The organism is Agrobacterium tumefaciens (assembly GCF_013337285.1).
In the GTDB taxonomy this organism is placed as follows: domain Bacteria; phylum Pseudomonadota; class Alphaproteobacteria; order Rhizobiales; family Rhizobiaceae; genus Agrobacterium; species Agrobacterium burrii.
Map to the genome: position 1 here is coordinate 136102 of NZ_SUPW01000005.1, position 14333 is coordinate 150434.

Annotated in this window: 16 protein-coding genes; 5 read left to right on the top strand and 11 right to left on the bottom strand. The window is 58.5% G+C overall.

Annotation, left to right across the window (positions count from 1 at the left end; translation table 11 throughout):
* The first annotated feature begins 32 nt into the window (after positions 1 to 32).
* Positions 33 to 680: a LysE family translocator gene (locus FCH38_RS15315; protein WP_153515511.1), complete on the top strand. Its 648-nt coding sequence runs from the start codon at positions 33 to 35 to the stop codon at positions 678 to 680.
* Positions 681 to 721: 41 nt separating this feature from the next.
* Here FCH38_RS15315 and FCH38_RS15320 read toward each other — a convergent pair whose 3' ends face one another.
* The 7 genes from FCH38_RS15320 to FCH38_RS15350 form a co-directional block, all read right to left on the bottom strand.
* Complete coding sequence (locus FCH38_RS15320) at positions 722 to 1516, bottom strand: ABC transporter ATP-binding protein (RefSeq protein ID WP_142842270.1); 795 nt, start codon at positions 1514 to 1516, stop codon at positions 722 to 724.
* Positions 1513 to 2394 (bottom strand): ABC transporter permease, encoded by an 882-nt coding sequence (locus FCH38_RS15325; RefSeq protein ID WP_149900493.1) that lies wholly within the window; start codon positions 2392 to 2394, stop codon positions 1513 to 1515. Before FCH38_RS15325 ends, FCH38_RS15320 begins: the two co-directional genes overlap by 4 nt.
* Positions 2395 to 2500: 106 nt before the next feature.
* Positions 2501 to 3454, bottom strand: coding sequence for an ABC transporter substrate-binding protein (locus FCH38_RS15330; protein WP_149900492.1), 954 nt, complete (start codon positions 3452 to 3454; stop codon positions 2501 to 2503).
* Positions 3455 to 3562: 108 nt separating this feature from the next.
* Entirely contained in the window at positions 3563 to 4735 is a 1173-nt protein-coding gene (gene rlmN, locus FCH38_RS15335) for a 23S rRNA (adenine(2503)-C(2))-methyltransferase RlmN (RefSeq protein WP_153515601.1), read from the bottom strand.
* A 266-nt stretch (positions 4736 to 5001) separates the two neighbouring features.
* Complete coding sequence (locus FCH38_RS15340; protein ID WP_149900491.1) at positions 5002 to 5505, bottom strand: invasion associated locus B family protein; 504 nt, start codon at positions 5503 to 5505, stop codon at positions 5002 to 5004.
* Positions 5506 to 5802: 297 nt separating this feature from the next.
* A complete protein-coding gene (locus tag FCH38_RS15345) occupies positions 5803 to 6183 on the bottom strand; it encodes a YkvA family protein (RefSeq protein ID WP_153515510.1) in 381 nt (126 codons plus the stop codon).
* A gap of 51 nt (positions 6184 to 6234) precedes the next feature.
* Positions 6235 to 6540, bottom strand: coding sequence for a 4a-hydroxytetrahydrobiopterin dehydratase (locus FCH38_RS15350; protein WP_149900489.1), 306 nt, complete (start codon positions 6538 to 6540; stop codon positions 6235 to 6237).
* A 59-nt stretch (positions 6541 to 6599) separates the two neighbouring features.
* Here FCH38_RS15350 and FCH38_RS15355 point away from each other — a divergent pair, with 59 nt between their 5' ends.
* Positions 6600 to 7079, top strand: a complete 480-nt coding sequence (locus tag FCH38_RS15355; protein ID WP_153515509.1) for a low molecular weight protein-tyrosine-phosphatase — start codon at positions 6600 to 6602, stop codon at positions 7077 to 7079.
* On the opposite strand, the gene thpR is transcribed toward FCH38_RS15355, so the two are convergent.
* Both thpR and FCH38_RS15365 read right to left on the bottom strand, forming a co-directional pair.
* Positions 7013 to 7606, bottom strand: a complete 594-nt coding sequence (thpR, locus tag FCH38_RS15360; RefSeq protein WP_153515508.1) for an RNA 2',3'-cyclic phosphodiesterase — start codon at positions 7604 to 7606, stop codon at positions 7013 to 7015. The two genes, FCH38_RS15355 and thpR, sit on opposite strands and share 67 nt — an antisense overlap.
* Positions 7607 to 7674: 68 nt before the next feature.
* Complete coding sequence (locus tag FCH38_RS15365) at positions 7675 to 8325, bottom strand: arylesterase (protein ID WP_153515507.1); 651 nt, start codon at positions 8323 to 8325, stop codon at positions 7675 to 7677.
* Positions 8326 to 8418: 93 nt separating this feature from the next.
* Here FCH38_RS15365 and FCH38_RS15370 point away from each other — a divergent pair, with 93 nt between their 5' ends.
* From FCH38_RS15370 to FCH38_RS15380, 3 genes are all read left to right on the top strand, one after another.
* Positions 8419 to 9129, top strand: coding sequence for an ATP-binding cassette domain-containing protein (locus FCH38_RS15370; RefSeq protein WP_174374273.1), 711 nt, complete (start codon positions 8419 to 8421; stop codon positions 9127 to 9129).
* Entirely contained in the window at positions 9126 to 11687 is a 2562-nt protein-coding gene (locus tag FCH38_RS15375; RefSeq protein ID WP_153515506.1) for an ABC transporter permease, read from the top strand. The genes FCH38_RS15370 and FCH38_RS15375 overlap by 4 nt, the downstream gene beginning before the upstream one ends.
* Before the next feature lie 218 nt (positions 11688 to 11905).
* Positions 11906 to 12643: a Bax inhibitor-1/YccA family protein gene (locus FCH38_RS15380; protein WP_149900483.1), complete on the top strand. Its 738-nt coding sequence runs from the start codon at positions 11906 to 11908 to the stop codon at positions 12641 to 12643.
* A 135-nt stretch (positions 12644 to 12778) separates the two neighbouring features.
* On the opposite strand, the gene FCH38_RS15385 is transcribed toward FCH38_RS15380, so the two are convergent.
* Complete coding sequence (locus FCH38_RS15385) at positions 12779 to 13171, bottom strand: DUF2794 domain-containing protein (RefSeq protein WP_174374274.1); 393 nt, start codon at positions 13169 to 13171, stop codon at positions 12779 to 12781.
* 399 nt (positions 13172 to 13570) lie between these two features.
* The gene (locus FCH38_RS15390; RefSeq protein WP_174374275.1) at positions 13571 to 14311 is read right to left on the bottom strand and encodes a DUF1223 domain-containing protein; all 741 of its coding nucleotides are present in this window, start codon (positions 14309 to 14311) and stop codon (positions 13571 to 13573) included.
* Positions 14312 to 14333 lie beyond the last annotated feature (22 nt).

A 14333-nucleotide genomic window follows, 5' to 3' on the forward strand; every position in this document is an offset into this window, starting at 1 on the left:
CGCCATCATTTGCCGCTTTCATGGGTGCCGCGATGGATTTCGTTCCAAGCCTGCCAACACTTGTCGCCTTTACCATCGCCATTCTGCTTCTGGCGGTGACGCCGGGGCCAGACATGACGCTCTGGATCAGCCGCTCGCTGCGCGAAGGCCGGGCGGCGGGTTTCATGACACTGGTCGGAACCAATATCGGCATCACCGTGCACACGATGCTGGTCGCCTTTGGCGTCGCCGCCCTCATCGTCGCCTCGCCCACGGCCTTCATGATCCTGAAAACCGGCGGGGCCGCCTATCTGGTCTGGCTCGCCATTCAGGCGATCCGTAAAGGCTCGGATTTCGTGATGGTGAAAACCAACGGAGAAAAGCAGCAATCCTCGCTCAGATCAGCCTTGCTGAACGGCATCTGGGTCAATCTGCTCAACCCCAAGGTCATTATTTTCTTCATGACCTTCCTGCCGCAATTCGTCAGCGCCTCCGACCCACACGTCACCGGCAAGCTGATCTTCCTCGGCATCTGGTCCATCATCGTGGCATTGCCGATCGGTATCGGCATCGTTGTCGCCGCCGATGTCCTGTCCGCGTGGCTGCAACGCAACCGGAAGGTTCTGCGCGGGCTGGATTACACGATCGCCGGCGTCTTTTCACTCTTCGCCGTCAAGATTTTCTTCACGCAAACGCGCTGACCGCAAATAAAAAAGGCGCCGGAAGGCGCATTTAGGAATGATTAGCCGATCAAAAGCTCGTCGTCATCCAGCTTCTGGCCGCGTATCTTGCGGAACATATCGATCAAATCTTCGACTTCAAGATCCTTGCGGCTGTCGCCGGACACGTCGAGCACGATTTCGCCGGCATGCAGCATGATGGTGCGGGTGCCATAATCCAGCGCCTGACGCATGGAATGCGTGACCATCAACGTCGTCAGCTTGCGCTCCGACACAACCTTACGGGTCAATTCCATCACGAATTCCGCCATGCCGGGATCGAGTGCTGCCGTATGTTCGTCAAGCAGCAGCACATCCGAGCCGGAAAGCGTCGCCATGACAAGCGACACTGCCTGTCTTTGTCCGCCGGACAACAGGTCCATGCGATCCTTCAGTCGGTTTTCGAGACCGAGATTGAGCGACGCGATACGTTCTCTAAAGAAATCCCGCCTGCCGCGTCCAAGTGCCGACAACAAACCGCGACGCTCGCCGCGTGACGCCGCCAGCGCCAGATTTTCTTCGATGGTGAGCGCGCCGCAGCTGCCTGCCAGTGGATCCTGAAACACGCGTGCCACCCGACCGGCCCTGCTGGCCGTCGGTTTGCGGGTAACATCGGCACCACCGATCACCACTTTGCCCGCCGTCGGCAGGACGTCGCCGGCCAATACACCGAGAAGCGTGGATTTACCGGCGCCATTGGAACCGATGACGGTGACGAAGGAACCATCTTCGATGGTGAGGTCGATCTTGGCCAGCGCCTGTTTTTGCAGTGGCGTACCGCGCCCGAAGACGACCTGGATATCGGAAAGGGAAATCACGATGTTGCTCCCCCACGGCGCAGTCGGGGCAGGATCAATGCGATGGCCACCAATACCGCCGTTACGAAATTGAGGTCGGATGCCTTGAGACCCAGCACATCACTCGACAAGGCAAGCTGGATGGCGAGACGATAGGCAATGGAGCCGAAAACACAGCCGATGAGTGCGATCAGAATGCCGCGTGCACCAAACAGCGTTTCGCCGATGATGACGGCCGCAAGCCCAACGACGATGGTGCCGACACCGGCTGTCACATCCGCAAAACCATTGGTCTGCGCAAACAGCGCACCGCCGAGGGCGACCAGCGCATTCGAAAGCGCCATGCCGAGATAGATCTGGTTACCCGTCTTCACGCCCTGCGCCCGCGCCATTCGCGCATTGGCCCCCGTCGCCCGCATGGCAAGGCCCGCATCGCTTTCAAGAAAACGCCAGACGAGAATGACCGCGATCAGCACCAGCGCGCCGACGAAGAGCGGCCGCACCAGATATTCGGAAAGGCCGAGGCCGTAAAACGGCGATACCATCGTATCCTGATTGAGCAGCGCCACATTCGGCTTTCCCATCACCCGCAGATTGACGGAAAACAGCGCGATCATCGTCAGGATCGAAGCAAGCAGGTTGAGGATTTTGAAACGAACGTTGAGCGTTGCGGTGACCATGCCCGCAGCGGCACCGGCAACCATCGCAACCGCCGTCGCGACCCAGGCATTCAGACCGGCGATGATCAGCACGGCGGCAACAGCAGCGCCGAGCGGAAACGAACCGTCCACGGTCAGGTCAGGAAAATCTAGCACCCGGAAAGCGAGATAGACGCCGATCGCCACGAAAGCGAAGACCAGTCCCAGCTCCACGGCACCCCAGAAGGCGATTTGGCTCACGGTAATGTCCTTGTTATTGCCGCCATCAGGCGGATACGGGCACCGTCTCGTGCCACGTAAAACGGGCGGCGAAATACCGCCGCCCGCAATTCAGTCAGGTTTCGGTTCAGTCGATGACCTTGGTGGCGCGCTTCGTCACGCTTTCAGGGAAGGTGACGCCAACTTTTTCGGCAACCTTCTTGTTGATCACGAGATCGGTGCCGACAGCCACGGTTGCCGGAATTTCACCGGGCTTTTCACCCTTGAGGATGCGGACAACAACGGCGCCGGTCTGCTTGCCCACGTCGAAATAGTTGAAACCGAGGGCTGCAACCGCACCACGCGCGACGGAATCCGTATCAGCGGCGTAAAGCGGGATCTTGGCTTCGCTCGCAACACCGGCTGCCGCCTCGAAAGCGGAAACGATGGTGTTGTCGGTCGGAACGTAGATCACGTCGGCCTTGCCGACCAGAGCGCGCGTCGCGCCCTGAACTTCAGCGGACTTTGTGGCGACGGACTCGACGATCTTCAGGCCGGCCTTGTCGGCTTCGGCCTTCAGCAGGGCGAGGGTCGAGGCGGAATTGGCTTCGGCCGAGTTGTAGATGAAGCCGATGGACTTGGCATTCGGCGAGATTTCCTTGATGAGCGCCAGATGTTCGCCAACCGGCAGCATGTCGGAAAGGCCGGTCACGTTACCGCCGGGCTTCTCCATGCTCTTGATGAGCTGTGCGCCAACCGGATCGGACACGGCCGTGAAGACGACCGGAATATCGCGCGTGGCCGCAACGACGGCCTGGGCCGACGGCGTGGAGATCGGCACGATAACGTTCGGCGCGTCACCCACGAACTGGCGCGCAATCTGCGCTGCGGTGCCAGGATTGCCCTGCGCGGACTCGTAAAGGAATTTGAGGTTCTCGCCTTCCTTGTAACCGGCTTCGGCAAGCGCTGCCTTGACGCCATCACGGGCGGCGTCAAGCGCCGGATGTTCGACGATGGCGGTGACGGCAACGGTGACGTTTTCAGCCTTGGCCGGCAGAACGAGGGCGCTCGCGGCAGCGAGAGCCATAATGAATGCGCGCATGGATATCCTCCTGTTGGTTCCCTATTGTCGTCTTTTTAGGAACAAGACAGCGCGAAATCAATCGGAGAACCGCCGCAAAACCAGCTTTATGGCGCAATTGCGGCTTATTCAGTCATCCGCGCCGTGATTGGCGATCATCATCGCCTCGAAAGCCAGTCTTTCGGTCTTGCGCATGCGTTCCGATTCCGACTTCAACTGACCACAGGCGGCGAGAATATCGCGGCCGCGCGGCGTGCGGATCGGCGAGGCATAACCCGCCTGATTGATGAAATCGGCGAACTTCTCGATCTGCGCCCATTCGGAACACTGGTAGTTCGTGCCCGGCCATGGATTGAACGGAATGAGGTTGATCTTGGCCGGAACGCCCTTCAGCAGCTGCACCAGCATCTTGGCGTCTTCCAGGCTGTCGTTCACATCCTTCAGCATCACATATTCGAAGGTGATGCGGCGGGCATTGGAAACACTCGGATAGTTGCGGCAAGCCTCGATCAGCTCCTTCAGCGGATATTTCTTGTTGATCGGCACCAGCATGTCGCGCAGATCATCACGCACCGCATGCAGTGAAATCGCCAGCATCACGCCGATCTCATCGCCCGTGCGGAAGATTTCCGGCACGACGCCCGAGGTGGAGAGCGTCACGCGGCGCTTGGAAAGCGACAGGCCATCACCATCGGTCGCGATCAGAAGCGCAGTCTTCACATGCTCGAAATTATAGAGCGGTTCGCCCATGCCCATCATCACGATGTTGGACACCTTGCGGCCTTCGCTCGGCACATAAGCACCGACCGGCGTCGAACCATCCGGAAAATCGCCAAGCCGGTCACGAGCCAGCAGAAGCTGGGCGAGAATTTCCTCGGCTGTCAGATTGCGCACCAGACGCTGCGTGCCGGTGTGACAGAAGGAACAGGTCAGCGAACAGCCCACCTGGCTTGAAATGCACAGCGTGCCGCGCCCTTCTTCCGGAATATAAACCGTTTCGATCTCGACGGGACGTCCCGCGCCGCGCGGCGGAAACCGCATCAACCATTTGCGGGTGCCGTCATTGGAGATCTGCTCCTCGACGATTTCCGGGCGAGCGATGGTAAAGGCCGCCTTCAGCGTCTCACGAAGCTCCTTGGCGACATTCGTCATATTGTCGAAATCCGAGACCCCGCGCACATAAAGCCAGTTCCACAACTGGCTGACACGCATCTTCACCTGCTTTTGCGGCACGCCGACCTCGGCCAGCGCCTCGCCCATTTCCTCACGCGTCAAGCCGATCAGCGACGGCTTGCCGGACATGAGATCGCTGTTGGCGATCAAGGGGGCTTTGACTGCCAGGCCGGCAGGGGCTTGCATTACGGACATCACGCTATCCAATCATTCCATGCATCGCACGACCGGCCTGTGGGATAGGCGGAAAATCGTCTGCATGTCGAGAAAATCAAAGGCGGAGCACCTTTCGCGCATCCGCCTGTCAATGTTGCCGCGCCTTTAGCATCAAACTGGCAAAAACGCAAATGGCCGGTCGATGACCGGCCAATCACAAAGCTGACGAGGCGTCAGAATTACTTGCAACTCTCGATCTGCTTGAGAGCAGCCGAAATACCCGAGAGTGAATAGGAATAGGAAGTGCCGGTTCCGCGACCAGACGTCGCCTTCACCGTCATCGACTTGCCGCTTTTCATCGCTGCGACGAGGGCCGGTTCTTCGGCAGCGTTTTCAACCCAGGCAGCCTTGTCCTTGGTGAACATCACGAAGTTCTTGTTGTCGATCGTGACGTTGACCTTGGAACCCTGCTTCAGCGGATAACCCACCATGGCCTGCGGCTCATAGGAAATGTTCTGACCAGGGCGCTGCGATACGATGAAGAAAATATCACCGTGATCGACGCTCGCCGGTTCCTTCGATGTCGGAATGGAAAGAACATAGCAAACGGTGCTGTTACCCGATTTGTACGAATAGGCGCCCCAGGCATTGAACTGCTGGATGCGCGTGGGCGACTGTGCAGATGCTACGCCGACGCTGGTCAGCAGAATGGCCACTGCGGTTGCTACACTTCTTACAAACATAAAATTTCCTGCCGGGTTATTGTCTTCCATTAGCCCGAGGCGGCGGCGGGCTCCATGTTCATGGAGCGGCCACATTCGGGTGCGGATCGTCTTTTCTCATTGTGGTCAGGAAGCGGTTACCAAACCGTCAACAACACGCATAAAATGCCTAAAACGTCTTGCAGTGTTACAGATTGGCGACTCCCCGCACCCTGAAGGAAGGGCGCGGAACGACCTTCCTTCTTGTGTATGACACACAAATTCAGGCAAGAATTTGTCGCCCGCCAGGCTGCGCCGGGAAGGCACATCACAGAGGCGTTACCCGGCTTCCTGCTGTCTCTTCAGCATGGCATCCGCCGCATCGTAATGTTCCATCTTGATATGGGCGCGGATCATGGCGAGTGCCGCGGTGATGACGGCGATATCATCGGTAAAACCGACGACCGCCAGCATGTCCGGCACGGCGTCGATGGGCATGATGAAATAGGCGAGCGCAGCAAGAATAATGCCCTTGGCGCGCAACGGCGTGTCGCGATCAATCGCGCAATAATAGGCAGCCGCCGCATCGCGCGCGAAGGGCACCTTTGTCATGACGCGCTTCAGCTTGGGCCAGAATTTCGCCCGCACCACAGTCTCGCGCTCCTGCTGCTTGTCGGTTTCACCCGGCAGAAGAATTTCACCGATTTTCACATCATCCATGATCGACGGTCCTCCGGTCACGGCTATTATATGGGACTTAACGCCCGCCATTCAATTCCCCCGGCCCGCCGCTGCCTTCTGCATCGCTTCGGCCAGAAGAAAATCCCGCTCGGTTATGCCCTGTGAATCATGGGTTGTGAGGCAGACTTTCACGCGCGAATAGACATTGGACCATTCCGGGTGATGATTGAGCCTTTCCGCCGCAAGAGCCGATTCAGCCATGAAACCGAAGGCTTCCGCAAAACTGGAAAACTTGAAGGACCTGACGATCGCCGCTCCGTCCTCACGCAAAGCCCATCCTTCGAGTTTCGACAATGCCTGCCGGATAGCATCCGGTTCAACTCTGGGATATTTCATCAATCTTGCCTCCGCTTGATACCCATTAACGCCTCAACGACCGGATCGACGCATATTCCATGAAACATATAGCTGTTCTTTTTGTCTGCATGGGTAATATCTGCCGCTCACCGCTTGCCGAAGGCGTTTTAACAAACCTCGCCAATAGAGAGGGTGTATCCCGCCAACTCACCGTCGATTCCGCCGGCACCGGCGGCTGGCACACGGGCACCGCCCCGGATCGCCGATCAGTCGCGGTAGCCCGCAAGCATGGCATCGATATTTCAGGGCAGCGCGCGCGGCAGGTCAGTCATGCCGATTTCGACACCTTCGATCTCATCCTTGCCATGGATACGAGCAATCTGGCGAAACTGCTTCAAAAGGCGCCGGAAAACCGCAGGCACAAAATCCACCTGTTTCTACACTACGCGTCGGGACGCCACGAGAGCGTCCCGGATCCCTATTTCGGTGGTGAAGACGGCTTTCTGACCGTCTACAACATGCTTTTGGCGGGATGCAGCTCGTTGCTCGAAAAGCTGGAGCTCGACCGCGCTTCGTGAAGCGGAAACGCCTCTTCCACGACATAGGGGCCGCCGCCCACCGATTCCTTCGACGACATCAGCACGAAACGTCCCACCGTGAAGGGCGACGTGCGGAAATTGCCGCGTCCGGAAAGATAGTGCACCACATCGTCCAGACGGGATGAGCGCAACCGCGCCAGCGTCACATGCGGCATGAATTTGCGCGGATCAGGCGGGAGACCGATCCTTTGACAAATTCTCTCGACTTCCGCCTGCAGCGCCTGCATTTCCGGTGAGGGAGAAACCCCGGCCCAGATGGAGTGCGGTTTCTTGGAGCCGAAGGAACCCATACCGGTGAGATTGAGCTGGAATTCCGGTCTTTCGATCCGATCCAGCCTGTCGACAACCTCATCGGCGGTTCGCCCGTCGATATCACCGATAAAACGCAGGGTTATGTGATAATTCTCCACATCGATCCACCGGGCTCCCGGCAGACCACCGCGCAACAATGAGAGGCTCATAGCCGCATTGCGCGGAATTTCGAGGGCGGTAAACAGTCTCGGCATGGCGAGCTCCCCGAATCTCTTGGCAGAACAAGCATAGCGAATCACGCAATGCAGACGGGCGCAAGTGCTTATTTTTTTTGCGCACCGATTGTCTTGATGAAGCTTTCAACAGCCGGCAAAGATTTCTCCACCATCATCGCCACACCCTGCGTATTCGGGTGCATCTTGTCCTCCAGCTTCAGCTTGTCATCTGTCACGACACCGTCCAGAAAGAAGGGATAAAGCGGCAGGTTGTATTTTCCCGCAAGCTTTGGAAAGATCGGATTGAAGCGCCTGGCATAGTCGTCACCCATGTTCGGCGGCGCCATAATACCGACCAGCAGCACGGCTATATTACGCTTCTGAAAACCGGAAATGATGGCATCGAGGTTCTTTTCCGTCTGTTCCGGGGCAATACCGCGCAGTGCATCATTGGCGCCAAGTTCCAGAATGACCCCGTCCGTTCCATCAGGCACAGACCATTCGGCCCGCGACAGACCACCGGAGGAGGTATCGCCGGACACCCCGGCATTGGTGACGACGACATTGATGCCTTTAGCCTTTAATGCAGCTTCAAGCTGTGCGGTATAGCTGTCGGTGGGCGGCAGCTGATACCCGGCCATGAGGCTGTCGCCGAGGCCAACCAGTTGCAATGTCCGCTCCTGAGCCGTGGCCACAGAAGCGAAAAAGACGGTGGCTAAAATGACGATGAAGTGAAACAGGGCAGCTTTAAATCTCATCACGGCTTTCCTAACTTGGTTCTCGTTGCCTGAAATACCGACCGCATCGACGCCGCCAGCCCGTTTTCATCTTTCTATATAGGAACGAGAATTGTGACGAAAAGCATCATAGAGCTGAAGAAAGCCGACCTCACGCTCGGCAACGCCGCCGCCTCCGTTCACGTTCTCAAGAACATCGATCTTGTCATCGACGAAAGCGAGGCGGTTGGCATCGTCGGCCCTTCCGGCTCGGGGAAATCGACCCTTCTGATGGTGCTGGCCGGCCTCGAGAGGCTGGATAGCGGCGAGATCGTCATCGCGGATACGGAGTTGCACAAGCTTGGTGAAGATGCGCTGGCGGATTTTCGCGGCAAGAATATCGGCATCGTTTTCCAGTCCTTCCACCTCATCGCCAATATGACGGCGCTCGAAAACGTCGCCGTTCCGCTGGAACTGGCCAATACCCCCACCCCCTTCGAGATCGCCAGGCGCGAACTCGTCGCCGTTGGCCTTGGAGAACGCCTCAGCCATTATCCCGGCCAGCTCTCCGGCGGCGAGCAACAGCGTGTGGCCATCGCCCGCGCGCTTGCCCCCTCCCCCGCCGTGCTGATCGCCGATGAACCCACGGGCAATCTCGATACCGATACCGGCAAGCAGATCGCCGATCTTCTTTTTGCCAAACAGGCCGAACGCGGCATGACAATGGTCCTCGTTACCCATGATCCGTCGCTCGCCGCCCGCTGCTCGCGGCAGATCAAGGTGCGCTCCGGCGAGATTGAGGGCGACAGCGCCCGCCCCCAGATGGCGCGGGCGGTATCGGCATGATCGGATCCCTTCTTCCATCTGTCGCGAATATCAGAAATGCCATGAGACTCGCACGGCGCGAAATTCGCGGCGGGTTGAGCGGCTTTTACATTTTCCTCGCCTGTATCGCGCTTGGAACCGGGGCCATCGCCGCCGTCAATTCCGTGTCGCGCGCAGTCACCAGCGCCATTGCCACCGAAGGCCAGTCGATTCTGGCCGGCGACGTGCGTTTCGAACTGCGCAACAGGGAAGCGACGGAAACAGAGCGTAGCTATCTCGATGGCCTCGGCGCCGTCGCGGTTTCCACCGGGCTTCGCTCCATGGCCCGCCTTGCCGATGGCTCCGAACAGACCCTGACGGAAGTGAAAGCCATTGACGGCGCCTATCCGCTTTATGGCACCTTCGCGGCCGATCCCAACCGGCCGCTGAGTGAACTTCTGGCCGGCAACGGCGACAGCTATGGCGCCATTGCTGCGCCGCTATTGCTGGAACGGCTGGGCATCAAGGTTGGCGACGAAATACTGCTCGGCAATGTGAAGCTGAAACTGACCGGCACCGTCGTCGATGAGCCGGATGCACTATCCGACGGTTTCGGTTTTGCCCCAAGGCTGATGGTCAGCCGCGACGCGCTCTTCGCCTCCGGCCTCGTTCAGACCGGCAGCCTCGTTGAACACGCCTATAAGATCAAACTGAACGATCCCGCAGCGCGGGCAACGATGACCGATGCCGCCAACAAGGCTCTTCCCGATGCCGGCTGGTCCATCCGCACCAGTGACCGGGCAGCACCGTCGCTCACCGAAAACGTCAACCGCTTCTCGCAATTCCTCACATTGGTGGGCCTTACCGCCCTCATCGTCGGCGGGGTTGGCGTCGCCAACGCCGTTCGCGCCTTTCTCGATTCCAAGCGCACCACGATCGCCTCGCTGAAATGCCTCGGCGCGCCGGCCTCCGTGGTCACCATGACCTATCTCTTCCAGATCGCCTTCATTGCCGCCGTCGGTATCGTCATCGGCCTCGTTGTTGGCGCCATTGCACCGCTGATTGCCATGCGGTTTCTGGAAGGTGTGCTGCCCGTGCCGGAAGAACTTGCCTTCTATCCCGGTGCGCTCGGCCTCGCCGCCTTGTTCGGCCTCTTGACGACGTTCGCTTTCGCCATCGTGCCGCTCGGTCAGGCACGTGAGGTTCCGGCAACGGCACTTTTCCGCGAACAGGGTTTCGAGGAAGGCAGCTGGCCGTCCTGGCCCTATCTGGCCGCAACGGGCCTGTTGCTGGCAGCGCTGGCCGCCCTTGCCATCTTCTCGGCGGAAGACCGTTTCATTGCCTCGGTTTTCCTCGCCGCCATCGCTTTTGCCTTTGTGGTGCTGCGGCTGGTGGCTTCCGGGGTCAAGGCCATCGCCAAACGCAGCCCGCGCGTTCATTCCGCCGCCCTTCGGCTGGCGATCGGCAATATTCACCGGCCTGGAGCGCTCACGCCCTCGGTCGTCCTTTCACTTGGCCTCGGCCTGACCCTGCTCGTGACCCTGACACTGATCGACGGCAATCTGCGCCGCGAGCTGACCGACAGCCTGCCGGAACGCGCGCCGAATTTCTTCTTTGTGGATATTCAGGGCAGCGAGGTGCAGGGCTTCCGTGATTTGCTGAAACGGGAAGCACCACAAGGCACGCTGACCGAAGTGCCAATGTTGCGCGGCCGCATTCTGGCGCTCAACGGCGAAGATGTGACGAAGATGGAGGTGCCGCCATCCGGCCGCTGGTTACTACGTGGCGACCGCGGCATCACCTATTCCGAAAACATGCCGGAAAACACGAAACTGACGGAAGGAGCGTGGTGGGGGCCGGACTATAGCGGCGAACCGCTGGTCTCCTTCGCGGCAAAAGAGGCACAGGAACTCGGCCTCAAGATCGGCGACACAGTGACCGTCAATGTCCTTGGCCGCAGCATCACGGCAAAGATCGCCAGTATGCGCAATGTCGAATGGGAATCCCTGTCGATCAATTTCGTCATGGTCTTTTCGCCGAACACGTTCCGCGGCGCACCGCATGCCTGGTTGGCGACACTTGCCGATCCTTCCGCTTCCGCAAGCGACGAAGGCCGGATATTGCGCTCCGTTACCAACACCTACCCGACGATCACCAGCGTGCGCGTGAAGGACGCTCTCGATGTCGTCAACCGACTGGTTGGCCAGCTCGCCACCGCCATTCGCGCCGCCGCAGCCGTTGCATTGATAGCATCCGTGCTCGTTCTCGCCGGTGCTCTCGCCGCCGGAAACCGGGCCCGCACCCATGATGCGGTGATCCTGAAAACACTCGGCGGCACGCGAAATCTGCTCATCCGCGCTTTCTCCTACGAATACATGATGCTCGGTCTCGCCACCGCCGTCTTCGCGCTTTTCGCCGGCGGCGTCTCCGCATGGTTCGTGATCGCCCGCATCATGAAGCTGCCCTCCAGTTTCCTGCCGGATGTGGCGATCGGAACCCTCGTTGTCGCCCTCGTCATGACGGTCGGCATCGGCCTTATCGGCACCTGGCGGATTCTCGGCCAGAAAGCGGCGCCGGTTCTCAGGCAGGCAGGGGAATGATCATCGGTTGTGCCCCGCTTAACTTTAGCGATTAATTCTTTGTAATGATCGCCAAAACGTGAGCGCTTTTCGCGCATATGGTGTCTTTTCGACTGCAAAAGGCCTTGTATCAGACACGTTCTGCCATCATATTCTTGGACAGGCTTGCTGAAGCTCCGCAGCGGCGCCCGGGAGGTATCCCGACACCGTAGCAATTACGGAGCTCAAAAGAGGAAACAATGGCTGACTTCAATAACTACCAGAACCGCATGGCGCAGACCCGTGCACAGACTGGTGCGATGATCGATGAAGGTCTTCGCGCCTATATGCTGAAGGTTTACAACCTGATGGCGCTGGCTCTGGTCATCACCGGCGTTGCAGCGTTCGCCACCTATACGCTCGCGACGACCAATCCGGCTTTCGCCCAGTTGCTCTATGCGTCGCCGCTGCGCTGGGTTGTCATGCTCGCACCGCTGGGACTGGTGTTCTTCCTTAGCTTCCGCATCCAGAACATGAGCGTTTCCGCCGCCCAGATGACCTTCTGGGTCTATGCGGCGTTGATGGGTGTGTCTCTGTCCTCGATCTTCCTGGTCTATACCGGCCAGAGCGTTGTGCAGACATTCTTCGTGACCGCTGCTTCGTTCGGCGCGCTCTCGCTTTACGGTTACACGACGAAGAAGAACCTTTCCGGTCTCGGTTCGTTCCTGATCATGGGTCTGTTCGGCCTCATCATCGCGTCCATCGTCAATATCTTCCTCGCTTCTTCCGCTCTGCAGTTTGCGATCTCCGCAATCGGCGTGCTGATCTTCGCGGGCCTCACCGCCTACGATACGCAGAAGATCAAGGAAATGTATTTCGATGGCGACGAGGTTGCCGTGGCCGGCCGCAAGGCGATCATGGGTGCGCTGACGCTGTATCTCGACTTCATCAACCTGTTCATGTTCCTCCTGCAGTTCATGGGTAACCGTGACAAGTAAGGGTAAGAACCCGAACGGCAAACAAATGAAAGGCGGCCCATCGGCCGCCTTTTTATTTATGAAGATTCGAAATCTGCCAGCCTGTCGACCCGCTTATCCGCATCGAGTGACAACAGGTAGCTGTTCGTCCGAAACTCACTCGATAAGCTTCAGAACCTTATCGAAAACCTTGAGAACCTGCGGCAGTTCGTGCCCACGCTTGAGAATGCGGCCATCCGAATTCACCACACAATAAGCGCCCTGCTTCGCCGCCAGCCTGGGGTTCTTTTCAATCCGGTAAAGCGGCATTTCACCTGAGCGTTTGAAGACGGAAAACACCGCCTTTTCCTTCAGGTGGTCAATGGCGTAATCGCGCCACTCTCCCTCTCCCACCATGCGGCCATAGATGCGCAGGATCGCATCCAGCTCGCGCCGGTGAAAGGTGACCGGCAAAGGGTCTTTGTCTTTTTTGTATTCGCGGAGATCGACAACGGTGGAATTATCGCGTGAAGCGGTCTGCACCTGCTGCACATCCGGTTGATCGGTCATCCAATACCTCCGATTCCACCCAAGTCTTCCCATCAATGTGAGCCTGTGAAAACAAAATTGCAAGCCTCGCGAGACGCTTGCGCACCGGCGCAGAAGTCGCGGCAGGGGCCAGAATGGCTTTCAGACGGCTATAAAACCGGGAGAAAGTGACATTGAAAAATGCTGCCAAACAACCCCGAAGATGCTGCCCGCAACAAAAGCAGGGGTAAAAAATGGTAACCATTTAGGCAGCCATTTTGGCATAGCCTGCCGTATTTCGGTCAAACCATGGCCCGAATTGGATGGAATAGTCCTATTGTCAATTGATGCCTAGGCACCAAGATGACCCGGTCCGGTGCATTGACCCTTTACCCCCAGCCCCCAATGCCCGGACCGGATCTTCAGTCGCCTGACAGGCGATCAGGGGGGTTCATTTCCAAGCAGGATACTTGCGCCGACGATTGCCGCCGGATCGCCGCTGGCATTGGCCGTCTGTAACAGCACGGCGCAGCCGCCCTTTTTCACCTTTGCCACGACGCTTGCCGGAAGCTTCACCGTCATCGGCGAACCATCCCACATGCCGACCGTCTGCACATCGTAAACGCTGTGCCAGTAGGACATTTTTTTTCCCTGGTTCTCGCCCTTCTGTACATCCACCGTCTGCTCGCGCGAGAAATAGGCAACGACCACATCGGCCTTGCCACTACCGGCGCCAATATCGATCTCCACCTCGTCACCGGCGAATTTTGACGAGACCGGCACGCTCAGCCCCTGGCCTTCGCGCTTGAAAGCATCGAGCCTGTCATAGATGCCGCGAACATCCGCGCCCTTGACGTGGTCACGGCCGTTCAGAATTGCCTGCGGCGTATAGACCCCATTACGGCCGAGCGCCCGCATATACCCATATTGCCGTTCAGTATTTTCCTTGGACGCCAGCGAATCCGTCCAGCCGAGATAATTCCAGTAGTCGACGTGGTAGGAAAGACCGACGACATCACCCTTCTGGATCATCTTGCGCAGCGCTTCGTCCGCCGGCGGGCAGGATGAGCATCCCTGCGATGTGAACAATTCGACAACGCCCTTCACTGCCTCCTGCGCCTGCGCGGAGGTGACAAGGAACGTGCCGAGAAGACATATCGACAGGGGAAATTTCAGTGGCATTACAAAAACCTTTGTCCGGCAA